General features: G+C 44.6%; 19 protein-coding genes. 13 read left to right on the plus strand and 6 right to left on the minus strand.

Annotated features, from left to right (window positions below; genetic code table 11):
* Positions 1–85 precede the first annotated feature (85 nt).
* Entirely contained in the window at positions 86–1,063 is a 978-nt protein-coding gene (locus O8C68_06435) for a hypothetical protein (GenBank protein ID MCZ7395440.1), read from the plus strand.
* 8 nt (positions 1,064–1,071) lie between these two features.
* The gene (locus O8C68_06440; GenBank protein MCZ7395441.1) at positions 1,072–2,187 is read left to right on the plus strand and encodes a cytochrome c3 family protein; all 1,116 of its coding nucleotides are present in this window, start codon (positions 1,072–1,074) and stop codon (positions 2,185–2,187) included.
* Positions 2,188–2,343: 156 nt separating this feature from the next.
* On the opposite strand, the gene O8C68_06445 is transcribed toward O8C68_06440, so the two are convergent.
* On the minus strand, positions 2,344–3,027 hold the full coding sequence (locus O8C68_06445) for a hypothetical protein (GenBank protein ID MCZ7395442.1): 684 nt from the start codon (positions 3,025–3,027) through the stop codon (positions 2,344–2,346).
* 60 nt (positions 3,028–3,087) lie between these two features.
* Complete coding sequence (locus O8C68_06450) at positions 3,088–4,044, minus strand: cytochrome c3 family protein (GenBank protein MCZ7395443.1); 957 nt, start codon at positions 4,042–4,044, stop codon at positions 3,088–3,090.
* A gap of 218 nt (positions 4,045–4,262) precedes the next feature.
* Here O8C68_06450 and O8C68_06455 point away from each other — a divergent pair, with 218 nt between their 5' ends.
* Positions 4,263–4,958, plus strand: a complete 696-nt coding sequence (locus tag O8C68_06455) for a YkgJ family cysteine cluster protein (GenBank protein MCZ7395444.1) — start codon at positions 4,263–4,265, stop codon at positions 4,956–4,958.
* Positions 4,959–4,992: 34 nt separating this feature from the next.
* Positions 4,993–5,802 (plus strand): rhomboid family intramembrane serine protease, encoded by an 810-nt coding sequence (locus O8C68_06460; GenBank protein ID MCZ7395445.1) that lies wholly within the window; start codon positions 4,993–4,995, stop codon positions 5,800–5,802.
* A gap of 26 nt (positions 5,803–5,828) precedes the next feature.
* On the opposite strand, the gene O8C68_06465 is transcribed toward O8C68_06460, so the two are convergent.
* Positions 5,829–6,446, minus strand: coding sequence for a methyltransferase domain-containing protein (locus O8C68_06465; GenBank protein ID MCZ7395446.1), 618 nt, complete (start codon positions 6,444–6,446; stop codon positions 5,829–5,831).
* Positions 6,447–6,511: 65 nt separating this feature from the next.
* Here O8C68_06465 and thiD point away from each other — a divergent pair, with 65 nt between their 5' ends.
* The 4 genes from thiD to O8C68_06485 are packed head-to-tail and all read left to right on the plus strand — an operon-like array spanning position 6,512 to position 9,154.
* Positions 6,512–7,846, plus strand: coding sequence for a bifunctional hydroxymethylpyrimidine kinase/phosphomethylpyrimidine kinase (gene thiD, locus O8C68_06470; GenBank protein ID MCZ7395447.1), 1,335 nt, complete (start codon positions 6,512–6,514; stop codon positions 7,844–7,846).
* On the plus strand, positions 7,843–8,529 hold the full coding sequence (locus O8C68_06475; protein MCZ7395448.1) for a hypothetical protein: 687 nt from the start codon (positions 7,843–7,845) through the stop codon (positions 8,527–8,529). The genes thiD and O8C68_06475 overlap by 4 nt, the downstream gene beginning before the upstream one ends.
* Positions 8,526–8,819, plus strand: a complete 294-nt coding sequence (locus O8C68_06480) for a nucleotidyltransferase family protein (GenBank protein MCZ7395449.1) — start codon at positions 8,526–8,528, stop codon at positions 8,817–8,819. Before O8C68_06475 ends, O8C68_06480 begins: the two co-directional genes overlap by 4 nt.
* Positions 8,816–9,154, plus strand: a complete 339-nt coding sequence (locus O8C68_06485) for a DUF86 domain-containing protein (protein ID MCZ7395450.1) — start codon at positions 8,816–8,818, stop codon at positions 9,152–9,154. Before O8C68_06480 ends, O8C68_06485 begins: the two co-directional genes overlap by 4 nt.
* Before the next feature lie 39 nt (positions 9,155–9,193).
* On the opposite strand, the gene O8C68_06490 is transcribed toward O8C68_06485, so the two are convergent.
* Positions 9,194–9,574, minus strand: coding sequence for a VOC family protein (locus tag O8C68_06490; protein ID MCZ7395451.1), 381 nt, complete (start codon positions 9,572–9,574; stop codon positions 9,194–9,196).
* A gap of 44 nt (positions 9,575–9,618) precedes the next feature.
* Positions 9,619–11,523, minus strand: coding sequence for a Glu-tRNA(Gln) amidotransferase subunit GatE (gene gatE / locus O8C68_06495; GenBank protein ID MCZ7395452.1), 1,905 nt, complete (start codon positions 11,521–11,523; stop codon positions 9,619–9,621).
* Positions 11,524–11,631: 108 nt separating this feature from the next.
* Between gatE and O8C68_06500 the strand changes: the two genes are divergently transcribed.
* Entirely contained in the window at positions 11,632–12,990 is a 1,359-nt protein-coding gene (locus O8C68_06500; GenBank protein MCZ7395453.1) for a DHH family phosphoesterase, read from the plus strand.
* 64 nt (positions 12,991–13,054) lie between these two features.
* Positions 13,055–13,882 carry a DUF4349 domain-containing protein gene (locus O8C68_06505; GenBank protein MCZ7395454.1) on the plus strand — a complete coding sequence of 276 codons (828 nt, stop codon included), beginning with the start codon at positions 13,055–13,057 and terminating at the stop codon, positions 13,880–13,882.
* Between the two features lie 8 nt (positions 13,883–13,890).
* Here O8C68_06505 and O8C68_06510 read toward each other — a convergent pair whose 3' ends face one another.
* Entirely contained in the window at positions 13,891–14,853 is a 963-nt protein-coding gene (locus O8C68_06510) for a H4MPT-linked C1 transfer pathway protein (protein ID MCZ7395455.1), read from the minus strand.
* Between the two features lie 229 nt (positions 14,854–15,082).
* Between O8C68_06510 and O8C68_06515 the strand changes: the two genes are divergently transcribed.
* The 3 genes from O8C68_06515 to O8C68_06525 form a co-directional block, all read left to right on the plus strand.
* Positions 15,083–15,247: a hypothetical protein gene (locus O8C68_06515; GenBank protein MCZ7395456.1), complete on the plus strand. Its 165-nt coding sequence runs from the start codon at positions 15,083–15,085 to the stop codon at positions 15,245–15,247.
* Positions 15,234–16,412: a radical SAM protein gene (locus O8C68_06520; protein ID MCZ7395457.1), complete on the plus strand. Its 1,179-nt coding sequence runs from the start codon at positions 15,234–15,236 to the stop codon at positions 16,410–16,412. The genes O8C68_06515 and O8C68_06520 overlap by 14 nt, the downstream gene beginning before the upstream one ends.
* A gap of 61 nt (positions 16,413–16,473) precedes the next feature.
* Positions 16,474–17,223 (plus strand): PAS domain S-box protein (locus tag O8C68_06525; protein MCZ7395458.1); only part of this gene is annotated, 750 nt, incomplete at its 3' end.

Raw genomic sequence — 17,223 nt, forward strand, 5'->3', positions numbered from 1 at the left:
TGTTACGAAGCGGAACAAAAAAAGGATAGTGAGTTCCGGGCTTAAGATAGGATGATTTGAACTACAATAACGGTGAAAACGAAAAATGTTTTCAAAAACTACAAAAATGCTCCACATACATGAATTAAAAATTTTATCTATATATATATTATTTGTATATTTTATTGCGTTTATCGCACCCGCCGGAGCATCGCATTTAGACGTTCTTAACAATTCATGCGTAGACTGCCACAGGACATTATCCCCTTTTACGGATGAGCAGAGCCGATTTAATGAAATAAGGCTGAACCATATTGAAAGAAACATATCCTGCTCGCTTGAATGCCATGAAGATGTAATAAGAAAAAGAGCAACCGACAATTTCCAGCAGTGGTCTGATTCTCTTCATTCAGAATATTATGTCACCTGCGATGCATGCCATGGTGGGAACCCAAATGCAAAAACAGAAGCAGATGCTCATGCTTCAATGAAGAACGTAAGCGATCCTAACAGTACCATTTATTTTAAAAACATACCCGATACCTGCGGAAAATGCCATGCTGATGTTCTTGATAATTTCAGGAATACCATGCATTATCAGAGACTGCGAGCTGAATCCCGCGCCCCTTCGTGCATTACCTGCCACCAGCCGCACACTTTCAAGGTACTCAAAGCATCTGAGCTTACCAATGTGTGCAGTGTTTGCCACAATCCGAAGGACAATATTGCACCCCCGGGCGTCCCGAATGACGCAAAGCAGGCACTTGAAAAGCAGAGCGAATTGCAGGATGAAATTTTAAAGGCAAAAAATACTGTTGCTGAAGCAAAAGCAAAGGGCATGGATGTCTCCACGGCCCAGATGGATATAGATGAAGCTGTGGCAGTTATGAATAATGCCCCATCTCTATGGCATGGATTTAATCTAAGGGACTTTAACACGCAAATCCAGAGCGGAATAGACTATGCCAAAAAAGCAGAATATACGGCATCCGGAGTTGAACCTACCGTGCCGCGCGTTCCCGGCGTAGGAATAGCGTTCGTGTTGGGAATTTTCGCACTATTGTACTTAATAAGAAAACGGTGAGTCGCGCGATGGATAACATATCAATTATAGCAATTGTTAAGAACTGGATTTCGGCACACAGGCTCCCGATTATAATTTCATTGGTTGTTCTACTTCTGGCAGGTGTGGTCATTTCTGAAAAAGTGCTTGAAATCACTGAAAATCCGGCTTTTTGCGGAAAGAATTGCCATATCATGAGACCTTATTACGACTCATGGCGAACGTCTTCGCATAGTGATGTTCGATGCGTGGAATGCCATTACGAACCAGGATTGATAGGACATATAAAAGGCAAGATTAACGGGCTTATGCAATTCTACAGCTATGAGACCAGCTCTGAAGAATATTCCGGGCAATTATTTGCAAAAGTCATGGATAAAAATTGTCTCGTCTGCCATGAAAAGCGCATCTTTTCTTCCAATATTGATTTCAATGGAATCAATTTCAGCCACAGTAATCACTTGCTTGAACCAAAAAGGAACATTTCATTGACATGCACAAGCTGCCACTCCATGATTGTGATAGGTATGAAAGAGCACCAGTCAGTCACAGACCCAACGTGCAACCAGTGCCATCCGAATATTGCTCAGAATGCTGTCGGGCATATCGTGGTGACAACATCAACTTGCTTTACCTGTCACTTTAGAAATGTACCCGGCAATAATTCTATTTCGGGTTGTCCCTCATGTCATGGCCCTCCAAAAGAAATGGTACAAAGCAATTATACAAATTTTAACCATACAAGTCACCTGAGCCGGGGTTACGAGTGCCTGACCTGCCACACCAATACATCAACAGGTGCAAACGATATTGTTCCGAAGGAGAAATGCTTTTCATGTCATAATATCCCGGGAAGGGTCGCAAAATACAGCGACTTCAATTTTGTGCATACGACCCATGTCACGAACAATAAGATCGCCTGCTATAACTGTCATTCCGATGTCAAACATGCTCCAACAATAAAGAATAATCTCTGCGCCAACTGCCATGCTAATGAACATCCCAAAGACTGGCTTGTGACGCATAAGACTCAGGTTTTAATAGGCATGGTATGCAGTGACTGCCATCAGCCAAAGTTCTGCGCCGATTGCCATGCCACGGGAAAAGCAAGCACTATGAACCTGACTTTGCCAGTTAAACCATAAACTACCTTCTTTTCATCATAGAAGTTCCTCAAAAACGACACATTTCTTAAGTAAATCCAAAAGCAAATGCATGGAATTTTTAGCTTTAAAAGCTCAATTGTCAAAATTACAAAAAGTAAAAAAAATGAAAGCTAGGTATGAAAGGAGATAATCTGTTCAGCTTTTTTCATTCATCTGCCGCATAGCTTCGTCATATTCGAGGGGATGTTCGTGTTTCATCTGTTCCTCCGAGAGGTTGCCTGTGATCCAGGCTTTTGACATCGGGAATACCTCGGGGCTGTAATGAACATTCCACCAGTGAACTATAAAAATAAACAGGGTTGCAAGTAATGCCTCGTCCGTATGAATAATGGTTGAAAGATGCACGTATGCATAGGGTATGTATTTCATTGCCACGAAAGGAAACATCATCATGAGTCCAGTAACGCACATCATCACCATTCCCCAGAATGCGCCCCAGTAGTCGAATTTTTCTTTCCAGCTATACCTGCCGTATTTGGGCTGCTCTGCTTTTCCAACGTAAGAGAGAATCGTTTGCCAGAAATCCATCGCATCCTTTAAAGTCGGCATTATTTTTCTTTCAAACAGTGATTCCTTATCAATGAAGATATGGTATGTAACATGATAAATCCCGAGAATGACCATTCCAATGCCTGCTGCATGATGTATCTGCGTCCGCATTTCAAACCCGCCCAGGAGATTGATAATTACAGGAGACCACCAGGAATCCGGGAATTTAAGAGGCATTCCGCTGACTACTAAAGCCATGAAAGCCCCGATCATTGCCCAGTGCTGTACAAGTTGATTGAATGTAAACCTTTTAAAAAAAACTTCACCCATACTACCGTCTCCTTTTACTTCAGAATCAGAAACTTCAATTAATCTTTGCCTGGACGTGTTCTACCATCTCCTTTGAATCCTGAACCTTGAAAGGAAATCCAGAATCACTATACCGGCAAAGACACCTATAACCCCGGTTGTCAATATTTTGAAAAATAACACTATCCAGTAAGCCAGATCGAATGGACCGAAGAAATAGGGTTGCATCTTTGGATCTATACCTGTCTTATTAAAAACCAGCTCTCCTGTATGAATTGACTCCTTGTCATGTACAAATCCTGCGGCAACCTTGGCGTCGAGCTCGGCTCCGGGATGACAGTTTGCCTTGCCGCACGTCTTGGGGAGGTTGTCAGGGTAAGTGCTTGAAGTGGGATCTGTATGGGATTTTATATTGTGGTTTCCATGGCAGTCCGCGCAAGTGGCAACCACTGTGTAGCCGTTGCTCAGGGCTTTCCAGTGGAAGGATTCCTTATAGGTATCAAATCTGTCTGTTTTAATCCCATAGTACCATGCACTCATTAATTCCTTGTTCGAGTGGCATTTTGCACAGGTTGCAGGACTGTTCTGGTGATTTGTAGAAGAGTTTGGGTCTGATATCGCCCGGATTTCATGGACGCCGTGACAATCCGTGCAGGTTGCAGCATCGGTATGACCTTTTGCGATCTGTTCCCAGTGGATGCTCATTTTATAGTCTTTTGCTTCCTGGGGATGGCATTTGGAGCAGATGTTTGTTATATTGTTTCGTGTGGGTTTGCCGGTGAAATCTCCCGACATCACGGCATTAGAAATCACAGTAGCATTTGTCTGGGGGTTTCCACCATGGCAATCTGTGCATGTAAAACCATTCTGGTAATGGATATTATTCCTGAATTCAGTGACCACTTGCGTATGGCAGTGATAACATGAGGAATCTTCCTGGGCAGAAACGGTCGTAATTGATATAGAGAATGCGATCACTAAAATCAATACGTATTTATTTTTCAATATGGAGTACATTTCATCGTTTGCAGGCAGCATTTTTCCTATCCCTTAATAAGACCGTATTTATACGAGGACTAATTCCCGTTTTTCCAGTTTTATTCCGTATTACTTTTTGACCTGATGCCTTATATAATTTATCATTTTTTTATCATTATTTTATATGTTGTCTTGAAGAACTGGCGTAATCCATTGGCAGGAACCATACATTAAATAGAAGATAATGCTTTATTCTCTGAATCAATTTGACCCGGGATATGATAAGAACGGACGATATCGAAGAAGAGATTCAGCGCATAGTATCCTTTCCCGATGAAAAATTCACAGCGATAATTCGCGAAGTGGGATTTGAATGTGATTGCTGCGGCAAATGCTGCACAAGCGAATTCAACGACCATGTATTTCTTCTGGATAACGATGCCGCACGAATAATTAATGTTCTTGGCTATGATTTCCTGCGCCCTGCGCCGTATTTTGATTTTTGCGATAACCTTGGCAGATTCTATGTACTGGGTTACGCCCTGAAAAGTAAACCAAACGGTGATTGTATATTCTATACAGGGGGCAGATGCGAGCATTACGAGATTCGTCCTGATATTTGTAAAATATTCCCCTATATGCTTCACAGGGAACCTGATGAAGATGGTAATGTCGAATTCAGGCAGATAGGCGGTTTGAATGAGCATGGATTGTACCACAGCGATATAGACGATGAAACGTGCAAGGAAATAGTAAGGCAGGTAAAAACATACGAATCAGGTTTCCTTGGGCAGAAGCTCAGGTTCTTGAATGCGATTAAGGAACATTTCAAAAAACATGCTCTCAAACACAGCAGGCAGATGTATGACAGGATGATGAGGGAGTATGAGAACGGCAGAGAGATAGAAGTTTATGTATTCTTTCAGGGCAGATTTGAAAAAAAGACCATCTCCAAACAATTTATTAAACCGTAAGACAAAAGGACATTAAACTAATGGGCGGATAACAATGTCGAAGGAATGCTATTACTGCGGTTTCAGGGACCCTCTGCCGTTTACTTGCAAGTTTTGCGGCAATTCATATTGTTATAACCACCGCCTGCCCGAATCACATAATTGTTCCGGGCTTGCAACATACAAAGAGCGCGTTCGTGACAGCGGAAAGCTGTATGAATACGAGCCTGATTTAGTTGCGAAGAGGCATAAAACGCCTGCTTTTGCTCCCTTAGCAAATGCCATATCGGTAATAAAAAGCAATTACTCGCTGACGATACTGACTGTAATTATCGCATCGTTCTTTTTGCAGTATATCATACCGGGATATTTTTCATATCTTGCTCTTTCTCCTCTGGATGTACCCTCTCGTCCATGGATTCTTGTGACGCACATGTTCCTGCATGACGGTCCGTTCCATCTTCTGTTCAATATGATGTTTTTATTCTTTTTTGGACCCGAGCTTGAGCGCAGGATAGGCGGGAGAAGGTTCCTGGCTGTATTTTTCCTTTCAGGTATAGTTGCAGGAATTGGATATTCGCTGTGGACAGGCTTAATCCTCCAATCGAATGGTCCTGCTGTGGGTGCCAGCGGGGCGTTAATGGGGATATTTGCCTGCCTTGCGGTTCTCGCTCCGCATATTCAGGTTTATATTTACTTTATACCCATGAAGATTACCTATGCATTAATAATGTTCGCCCTGCTCGACCTCTTTTTTTTCGGCTCCGGGGATGCGATTGCACACAGCGCACACTTAAGCGGGGTAATTGCCGGGCTATTGATGGGGAGACAGATTAAAAGGAAAGGTCAATTTATAGGCTATTAGCCAATATTGCAGGGAAGCCAGGAAGTTTATTCCTTTTTCGCAACCGCAGAAATCATGTGCCGTTTATAATAAACCCCATCAAACCGCTTTTTCCTGCGGGATTCAACAATGTTGCATGAAAAATCTCTTAACAGTTCCTCCAATTCGCTCTTGTTAAAATAATGGTATACGATACCGTTCTTTCTGGAAAAGGTATCGGGCTCGACCTCGCGACCTCCGTATCTCATATCCTCCTCCCCGAAGACCTCAAGGAACAGCAGCCCACCCTGCCGCAGTATCCGCCAAAACTCACGAACTGCAAGCTCCCTTTCTTTCAACAGAAGATGCTGGAGCACGCCGTAGCACCATATTACATCAAAAGAGCAGTCTGAAAAAGGCATCTGATACACATTTGCAGCCAGAAGCACAATGTCCATTTTCCGGCTTGCGCTGCGCTCCCCAGCAATTTTCAGGGCACCAAGTGATACATCCACAGCAACCACATCAAACCCGCGCATCCGCAGGGGAAGCGCATATTTTCCACTTCCGCAGCCTGCATCCAGCAAGCGTCCTTTTGTCAGGTAAGGAGCCAGAAGTTCAAGGGAATAGTGCCCTCCTTTCCAGCTTTTGGATTCCCTGTTCCATGCCAGGATGTGTTGTTTCATAAATATATAAAATCGCTTAATTCCAACTGGAACTATTATAATGTATGCAGGCCATTCTTTGCAGCATGAAAACCGCGATGACAATAGCAGGCGTTGATTCAGGCGGGGGCGCGGGTATAGCAGCGGATTTAAAGACGTTTTCCGCACTCGGGGTTCACGGAACCTGTGTGATCACCTCTCTCACGGCACAGAACACAAAAGGGGTGCTAAATTCCTTTGACATCCCAACAGCGTTCATAAAAGAGCAGTTCGATACCGTTGCCAGCGATATAAAGCTCGATTGCGTCAAGACAGGAATGCTTTCATCGCCTGATATTGTGAGTGCTGTTGCAACGCTGATAAAAAGGCAAAAACTGAGGCTTGTTATCGACCCTGTAATGGCGGCGGAAGCTGGAGGGAAATTGCTGAAGGAGGAGGCAGTGGGGGTTCTGATCGAAGAACTCCTGCCACTTGCGGCGGTGGTAACGCCGAATGTATCCGAGGCAGAAAGACTATCAGGTTTTAAAATCAGGAATATGAAGGAGGCTGAAAAAGCCGCCAAAAAAATCCATGACCTGGGAGCAAAAGCGGTGATTGTGACCGGAGGGCATCTTGAGGGAACCGATATACTCTACACAAATGGTAAATTCACGTATATCGTGGGAGACCTGGTAAAAGGAGGAACCCACGGCTCGGGATGCACCCACTCAGCAGCGCTCGCTGCAGAAATAGCGAAAGGAACGCCCCTTGTTGAGGCAGCGCAGCTTGCCAAGAAATTCGTGGAAATGGCGATACTTGCAGGCGTGAAAATCGGGGGCGGCGCTGCGCCTGTGAATCAGGTTGCGCATGTGCTGGCAGAGGCTGAAAGATACCATGTATTACAAAACGTGGTGGATGCTGTGGAGATTATTGAAAAAAACATGGCAGTAGAGCTTATCCCTGAAGTCGGCTGCAATATTGCAATGGGAATCACAAACGCCTCTTCGATCTCGGACGTGGCTGCTGTTTCGGGAAGGATTGTACGATTGAAGGGCAAACCCCATGCTGTTGGATGCGTGGCTTTCGGCGCAAGCAGCCATGTTGCAAGGATAGTGCTGACTGCGATGCAGGCAGATGGTTCGATGAAAGCTTCATTGAATTTACGATATTCAAAAGAGGCGCTTTCTGCCTGTAACGAGCTTGGGCTGCGCATCGCAACGTTCTCAAGAGAGGATGAGCCTGAGGGTGTTTCTACGATGGAATGGGGTGTGAGCGAAGCCATTAATAGCGTGGGAAGGGTTCCTGATGCGATTTGTGACAAAGGAGATGTTGGCAAGGAGGCAATGATAAGGCTTCTTGGGAAGGATGCAAAGGAGGTTGCGGGAAGGGCGGTTGAGATAGGGGCGGGGATGAGAAATTCAAGTTATACTGGAGCGAAATGAAAAAACAATATCTTGGTGATGAAAGAGATTTATTTAAATTTGATTTGATTAAAGAAATTATTCAGGGAATAAATACAATTGAGCGCTTTACCTACATACCAATGTTAACCAGATACGATTCTGAATATGAAACTCATGGAAACCAAAGGAATCTCGAAAAGGCGATAGGTAATTTAAATACGGAGTTTGTTGCTGTTTTAAAAAAATATGAATTTGAACCGATTATTGAAAGAAATTTCGATAGAATAAAGGAATATTTTAAAAAATTAGGCAATGATGTTAAATTCTATAAAGAAAATGAAACTTTCACAGATGATGCCAGAGTTCAATATTTTAAAAATATACCTCACGACCTATTGTCTAAGTCCCTTGTTTTCGTTGATCCTGACACTGGTTTACAGTCTAAATCCCCTAGTGAGAAACATATTTTATATTGGGAAGTAAGTTATCTTTACGATCAAATGGATGATGACTCGTTGTTGATGATATACCAACATTCAAAACATCGACCTTTTAGCCAAGTAAAAAGAAAATTAGAAACAAATATAACAAATTCGTCAATTTACATTTCGGATAAAAGTATAGCACTTTTCTTTTTAGCTAAAAATGGAATATCAAAAGAGGATTTACGTGGAATATTGAAAGAATATACAAAAAAGTACCCTGATTTAGAGGTAAAATGAAATCCCTTGAAGAAATAAAAGAACTCTTAAAAAAGCAAAAACCAGCAATAAGAGAAAGATACAGCGTAAGCAAAATCGGCATCTTCGGCTCTTATGTTCATGGCAAGCAAAAGAAAAAGAGCGATGTCGATATTTTGGTAGAATTTGAAAAGCCGATAAGCCTCCTGAAATTGGTAAACCTTGAGAACTTCCTTGCTGACAGCATAGGAATAAAGGTGGATGTAGTCCCGAAAGAAGACATTAGGCATGAATTAAAAGAGAGAATATTGGGGGAAGTAATCTACGTATGAAGCGCGATGTGTCGATATACATCACGGATATCCTCGAAAATATGGAGCTTGCCGAAGATTTTGTGAAGGGCATGGATTATGAGGAATTTATCAGTGATAAAAAGACAAACTACGCAGTAACACGGTGCATTGAGATCATGGGCGAGGCTGCCAAACATGTGCCTGAGGGTGTTCGTAAAAAGTACTCTGAAATTCCGTGGAAAGACATCGCAGGAATGAGGGATAAGGTAATTCATATGTATTTCAGGGTGAGTCTTGAAAAAGTATGGCTGGTATTGAAAGAGGACATACCAGAGCTAAAACCGCTTTTCCAAAAAGTTATCGCTAAGCCATGAAATTTACCTTTACACGCATATTATCATTTGCGCCCCTTCTTACTTCACATCCTCCCACAATCCAATCACATTCCCCTCGGTATCCTCAATCTGCGCGTAAAGCCCGAAGTCTCCCACAGGCATTTTTTGCACGATAACTTTACCGCCTGCCTTTTCAATCTTTTTTAGATAATCGTCTATCGAAGGCACGTTTATCACTACCGACGGGGCTTGCTCGGGGCTCTCTCTTTTATACAGGGCGCCGTTAATACCTCCCGGCTCCTTTGGCATGCCCTCTTCATCAGTCGGTGTCGTTGTCGCAAGCTGGAAATCCATTCCCCATTCTGTCTCGTTTATTTCCCAGCCGAAGATATTCTTGTAGAATTTCTTTGCACGGGTCATGTCATCCACAGGTATGTGAAAATGCACTACTTTATCCATTTAAACTCACCCCATTTAATTAACTATCCCCATCTTATTTAAAATTATGCACCCAATTTTTTTGAGATTTTTTCCTTTAATAACCTGCTGATCTCCTGACCGCTCACCTTTCCCCTGAACTCCTTCATAACCACGCCCATCAACGGTCCCACTGAATCCATACCTTTTGCATTAATAAAATCCATTCTGGATTCGATGAGTTTATCGATAGCAGCCTCCAGCTCCCCGGTTTCTACCCCGATGCCAAGGGAGCGAGCAGCCTCATCCACTCTAATTTCAGGTTTTTTCGCAATTATTTTCAAAACTCCACCGATTGCCTCGTTTGGCATCTTTCCTTCTGACTGCAGTTTGAAAAGTGAAATTAAGTGCTCTTCTGTAATAGTCCCAGTATTTAAATACGGGGTCTTTACAGGCACATCTTCTTTTTCAAGCTCATATAAAATAGTCTCAAGGGTACGCACCACCGAGGTTGCACTGGCTTTCGGTACCTGCTGCATTATTTTCTCAAAAAGAACGAAATTCCCAGAGCGGGAAATCTGACTCGCAAGTTCTTCGTTCAGGGAAAACTGCTGCATGTACCTAGCTTTTCGCTCCTCTATGAGTTCAGGCAATGTTATGCTTTGCAATCTTTCCTCAGTTATCACAACAGGTGGAACATCGGTCTCAGGATACATGCGCGCAGCGCCGGGAAGCGGTCTCATATAAGCCGAGTTCCCGTCAGGGAGCACCCGCCTTGTTTCTTCGGGAACACACACCAATGCCTCACGCGCACGGAGAATCACGGCTTCAAGGGCACCCTGCCCCTTTTCTTTAGCATCAGCCACCATGACCACGCAGTCTATATCCTGCGCGCCCACAGCTTTTCTGAGCGCATCGACCTCGTTCTGCATAATGCCGTAATTGGGCAGTTCATCTGTATGGAATATCCCTCCAACGCCTGATTTCTTGGCGCGGTCGGAGAATTCCGTCCCAAGACGCCGTCCGGGCTGTATTTCCTTGCCCACGAATCCCGCAAATCCCGGCAGATTCACCGCATATACCACACCGCCTTTCAATGCCTTTTGTATTACATTAGAGGTAGTGTTTGCAAAAACATGTGTGACATCAACTATTTTATCGGATACGTTTGCCTTTGTTTTGTCAAGTTCCCTTTTTATTTCCAACAGATTTACCTGCCTCGTTACCTCTCGCTCCACAATGGTTTCTATAAGCGAAAGCTCCTGTACTCCCTTTATCTCCACCCTTGCCCCATCTGCGATTGAGATGTTTATATCCTGTCTTATGGTGCCAAGACCTCGTTTCACCCTGCCTGTGGAGCGAAGTATCATCCCGAGCTGCTCTGCCACCTCTCTTGCATGCTGGGGAGAAACAATATCAGGTGCAGTGCCAATCTCGACTAACGGGATGCCAAGGCGGTCAAGCGAATATATCACTGAATCTCCCCTGTCCTCAATTTTCTGCGCCGCCTCTTCCTCAAGGCAGAGCACACCGATACCCACCCTGCCTACTTTTGAATCAAGGAAGCCGTCGGTAGCCACAAGCCCTGTTCTCTGGAAACCCGATGTGTTGGAGCCGTCTATCACAATTTTCCTCATCGTATAGAGCTCGTCCACGATGTTCATGTTCAGCATGCGCGCAATCATGAGCGCATACTCCAGGGCTTCCTGGTTCAATTCGCGGGGCGGCTCTTCATCATTCTCCACGAGGCAGGTGGTGTCGTAGGCTTTGTAGATGAATTTTCTGGTGAGTTTCACTTCCTCAAGCGCAGCCTTATCCACCAAGCCCATCTCGCTCTGTGTGGGTCTTAAGTACCTTGTGAATTCAAAATTTGAATCCTTTGTGTCACGAAGAATTGTCGGGCAGCCGCAGAAGAGCTTTTCTCTTGTATCAAGCTGCTGGTGAATCTCAAGCCCGGCTTTAAATCCGAGTGCCCTGTAGTCATGACTCATAGATTTCTTTGATATAATGCAATCTATAAAACAATTGTCATAACGATACTTTCACCCCGCTATCAAAGGATATTTAAGTAATCAAGTCCACGAAAGTTGATTATGACGATGGGGAAAAAGGCAGCGCAGTGCGCCGTGTACATTAAAAAACATACGTCTGCTCTCGTTGTATCCCATATAGACGCCGATGGTCTTACCTCGGCTGCCATTATGGGAAAAGCCCTTGAAAGGGGAGGCATCGAATACAAAACACGCTTTGTCAAACAACTGGACTTACCTTCGCTCAATGAGATAGCAGACATGAATCCTGAACTTATTATATTCACTGACATCGGGAGCGGCATGCTGGATGCGATAGGCTCTTTAAAGCTCAATGCAGTCATTATAGACCACCACCAGCCGCAGGGCGTTTACGAATACCATATTAATCCTCATCTTTTCGGGATTAACGGTGCCATAGAGATAAGCGGTTCCGGCGTTACTTATCTTGTGGCATCAGAACTGGGCGAGAATGGAGACCTTGCAGCGCTTGCTGTTGTGGGCGCCGTAGGCGATCTCCAGCATGTAAAGCACGGGCAGTTGATCGGCATGAACCGGCAGATACTGGAAAGAGGCGCAAGCAGCGGCATACTGCGTTATGAGAAAGACCTGCTGCTGTTCGGAAAACAGACGCGCCCCATCTTCAAATTGCTCCAATATTCCGCAGACCCTTATTTGCCGGGAATCACAGGCAGCGAGGATGCGAGCATAGAATTTTTAAAAAGAATAGGCATACGCCAGCATGGTGAGAAATGGAGGCGGTGGATAGATCTGGAAGTAAAAGAAAAGCAGCAAATCGTATCCGCTCTCATGCAGTTCGGTCTTTCCAGAGGTATGCCGGGTTATAGGATAGAAAGGCTGGTAGGCGAAGTTTATACGTTGTTGCGCGAGCGTGAGGGCACAGAGACAAGAGACGCTTCAGAATACTCCACGTTGTTAAATTCCACTGCCCGCTACGACCATGCCGATATCGGGCTTGCGGTATGCATGGGCGAGCGGGACAAGAAGTATGATGAGGCGTGCACCCTTCTCAACGAGCACAGGAAGAACCTTGTTGAAGGGCTGAATCTTGTAAAAGAGCAGGGCTTGATCAAGATGGAAAACCTGCAGTATTTCGATGCCGGGAATAAAATCAGGGAAACCATTGTTGGAATAGTGGCAGGAATGAGCATGTCATTTGTTAACAACAGGAATCTTCCCATAATCGCTTTTGCTGATGCTGAAGGTGGAATAAAGGTCTCATCGCGGGGGAACCAGGAGCTTATCAGGAAAGGGCTGAATCTCGGAATGGCGATAGGTGAGGCTGCAAGAGCGGCAGGAGGCACGGGAGGTGGACATGATATAGCAGCTGGAGCCTTCATTCCGAGGGATTCAAAGCAGGAGTTTTTGAGAATACTAAACAATAAAATAGGGCTGCAGATAGAATGAAAGCTTGTTAAATTCGATTGATAAGGCAACTATTATATAGCCTTATGTTTTATATTAGATCTCAATGAATAAAAATATATTAGCAATATCTTTGGTTTTGCTGCTGGTAATAACGGCGGGATGTGTGGGTTCCCAGAAAAGTATGGAACCTGGAAATTATCCTGTTCCTTCAAAATCAGATTTATCTGTTCAGGATACGGGAACAGCTGGTAACGTTGTCCAAGGTGATACTCTTGACAGGAAGATAGTCTCGACAGCAAGCCTCACTATTGAAGTAAAAAGCGTGGATTCGGTTTTTAAAGAAATAACCAAAATAGTGCAGGCAAACCAGGGTTTTATCTCAAGCTCATCAACCTACGATGCAGGAGGGAGAAACAACGGCCAAGTTACCGTTAGGGTTCCACAGAAAAGTTTCTATTCAACCATTGAACAGATAGAACCTCTCGGAACAGTCAAGTCCAAGCAGATTTCAGGTCAGGATGTAACGGAGGAGTTCATAGACTTGGGGGCTCGCCTTGACAACCTGAAAAAACAGGAGTCAAGGTTTCAGGAAATTCTGAAAAATGCATCCACGGTTAAGGATGTTCTTGAAGTGGAACGTGAGCTTGAACGTGTGCGCGGCGATATAGAAAGCCTCACTGGGAGGATGAACTACCTCAACCAGAGCATTGAAATGTCAACTATCGCGGTCAATGCAATGGAGCCTGCACCCATAACAGGGGAAGGATGGGGTTTAACGGATGCGCTGAGGGCTGCTGTAACAGGATTTATTGAGAGCGTGAAGGGAATAATAGTTTTCATAGGATACATTTTGCCGATAGCTGTATTTATTGCCGTGATAATTTATATCGCTCTTGGAATTAAAAGAAAAGTCCTGCCGAGACTGAGATGATGATGCCTCTATCCTCTTTCGCTCAACAGCCTTGCCGCAGCGTACGCAGGAAATACTTTTGATATTTCCTTCCCGTATTTTTCTGACAGCAGGACGATATCGAATCCAAGCTCATCTGCCGCACTCCTGGCAAGGAATTCACCAAGACCGCATGCCACTATCCTTGCAGTGCCGTGCCGGTCAGCTACGTCGCGCAGTGCATCTGCGATATCCAGAAGCTGCTTTTCCATAACCTGCTGTGCAATCAAAACCAGTTCTTCATCTCCTATCTCGGAGAGGTCTGCACATACCACGCGCGCAAGCCTTCTTTTTGCGTCTGCCACTGTTTTTCCGGCTCCATCGGGCGTGTCGCATGTGTATTCTTCGCCTGAGATCATTCCCAGCACCGTATACGCATCAGCAGTTATGGCAAAAAGTTCGGATGAGATGCGCAAGGCAGCACCGCCAAGTAAAAGAGTGTCAAGAATAGCTGCGACATTTGTGCGAAGCACCCCTGAATAAACAAGCTCGCTTGCTTTCAATCGTTCAAAGTCCGTCCTGCCGGCGCAGGGTATGCCCTCTCTGATAGGGATTATATCCGTAGTGGTCGAGCCTGTATCCACGAATATACAATCCTTATGCTCCCTTCCCACAAGGAGCGCTGATGCCATCCAGTTTGCTGCTGCCAGCTCGCGTTTTTTTTCTTTTGTAAAAACCCCGCTGCTGTCGAGGAAATAAGCGTCGGTGAAGGCATCATTTGCAGCATCGATAATATAGGATATGCCGGTTTCCTTGTCTGGAAAACAGTCCGCAAGCTCCCCGGTTATCACCACTGCGACTTTTTCAGGTTTTAAACGCTTTGCGATATCCAGAAGTACCTCGCGAAGCGTGGTGTTTTTCCAGAGCGGGATATAATGCAGTTCTACCAGCCTGCCGTCGCTGGATGCTACCTTGGTGTTCGCGCCGCCGATATCGATGCCGAGAATCATCACATAAGAGTGGTCAAGGAGGTTAAAAAGAGTTTTGGAAATACCACGCTCTCCTGAATGCGCAGGCTTTTGGGTAAAGTATATATATCATAATACTCATAATGATAATTGACGAGCGGGTGTGTACATTTTTTAACTAACCCCACTCCCTACCCGCCCGTCATCTGTATTACCAACTTCGGGACATAAAAGCTTATAAAAGAATAATTTATATACTTACCTGAGTGATGCCGTGACAAAAAAAGAAAAAAATCCCTGTGTAGCCCTTATTTGCACTCATTGTGAATTCTTCAAGGAAGACGATATCGAGCTTGAATGCGCTGCTTTTAAGGTTTTAAAAAGTATGCTTTCGAAAGGAAAGGTATCTGCGGAAGAGATAAAGGATGCCCTTAAATAAGTTTCCTGTTCTGGCACCCGGCTATGTATTGCGAAAACTTGAGGTGCCTTATGTCTATAACATACCAGATGACCAGTTATATGAACTGGACGAGGAAGCATTTGAATTCTTAAAAAAGTGTAGTGGAAAGAATCCTCTTTCAAAGCTGCTCCCGCGGGGTGAAGATAATCAGGAATTCCTTGAATTTATGCTTGACGAGGGGATAATCAGGATGCAGGCTGGAATGAGGAGAATAAAAACTGGAAGCTCACCAATTCCATCCCTGCGGTATCTTTTATTGAATATCACAAAAAAATGTAATCTTGCGTGCAGGCACTGCTATCTTGGAGCTTCGTTCAACACACACATCGAACCACACCTGTTTGAAATGGCAGTTTCACAGTTCGAGGACATGGGCGGCTTAAAGCTCATGGTTTCGGGAGGAGAACCCCTTCTTCACCCCGAATTCTGGAAACTTATGGACGCTCTTACGTCCTGTGAACTCAGGATAGTTCTTCTATCAAACGGAACTTTAATCGACAAGAAGGCAGCCCGGAAACTCTCAAGTTTTATGCATGAAGTGCAGGTCAGCATTGATGGTATAAGCTCGCATGACCTGCTGCGCGGGAAAGGTTCGTTCGATAAAGCCATGCGCGGGATTTCCAATCTCAAAAGCTTCGATATTCCGGTTTCAATCGCCACGATGATACACAAATACAATGCAGTGGAATTTGAGGAGATGGCGAAGCTTTTTTCTGACCTCGAAGTGGTTTCTTGGAATGTGGATGTGCCATGCGTGGCAGGAAATCTCAAAGAGAATATGGATTATGTCCTTGATAGTGAGGATGCAGCCATGTTTTTAAAATACGGCTTCGGCGCAGGGGGACATGAAAGTTCTGGAGATTATACGTGCGGCTCGCATCTGTGTGCCGTATCGCCTGACGGTAGGGTCAGCAAATGCGGGTTTTTTGAGGATGAGCCTGCGGGGAATGTTAACGACCTCGGGTCTGCATGGGCAGAAATTTGTAAAAAATATCTCTGGACGCTTGACAAACTTGATTGCCATGATTGCAGGCTGGTTCATGAATGCAGGGGAGGATGCAGGTTCAGGGCGAGACAATACAAAGGGATATTCGCACCCGACCCTGTTTTATGCCATGCCAATGGGATTATTGAATTTCTGTGATGGTTTTATTAGAAGGATAGCTAATAATATAAATAAATTCTGATTATTGAGTGAGGAATAAATGAAAGATGAAGATAAGACAAAAGAGCAGCTTATAGATGAACTGGCAGGATTACGCCAGCGCATTACTGAACTTGAAAAATCAGAAACTGAGTTGGGGAAGACAAGGGCTATGTTTCAGGGTCTTTTTGAATGTGCACCTGACGCCATTGTGGTGGTTAACAGCGAGGGGCGTATTGTGGAGGCTAATACGCAGGCAGAGAAGATATTTGGCTATAGTAAGAATGAGTTGCTCGACAAGCCTGTTGAGGTTCTTATCCCAGAGCGCTTCAGGAAACGGCACTATGAGCATATGAGAAGCTACATGTCAAAACCCCGCATCCGTTTTATGGGTTCTGAGCTTGAACTTTATGGGCTTCGTAAGGACGGAATCGAGTTTCCAGTGGACATCGCTCTTGGACCTCTGGAAACGAAAGACGGGATTATGGTGCTGAGCATAGTACGCGATATTACAGAACACATGCGGATGGAAGAGGCGCTGCGTACGAGTGAAGCAAAATATCGTAGCATTTTTGAAAATGCTGTTGAAGGCATATTCCAGACCTCCATTGAAGGGGGCATCCTGGCGGCAAACCCTGCGCTGGCACACATGTTGGGCTACGAATCACAAGAGGAAATCATTACCAGTATTACCAATGCCCGGAAACTCTATGTCGAGCCAGGCCGGCGCTTGCAGTTAGTGCGCACGATTCGTGCACGCGGCATCGTGACAAATTTCGAAGCACAGATACGCCGTAAGGATGGCAGCAAG

Source organism: Candidatus Methanoperedens sp., from assembly GCA_027460525.1.
GTDB lineage: Archaea > Halobacteriota > Methanosarcinia > Methanosarcinales > Methanoperedenaceae > Methanoperedens.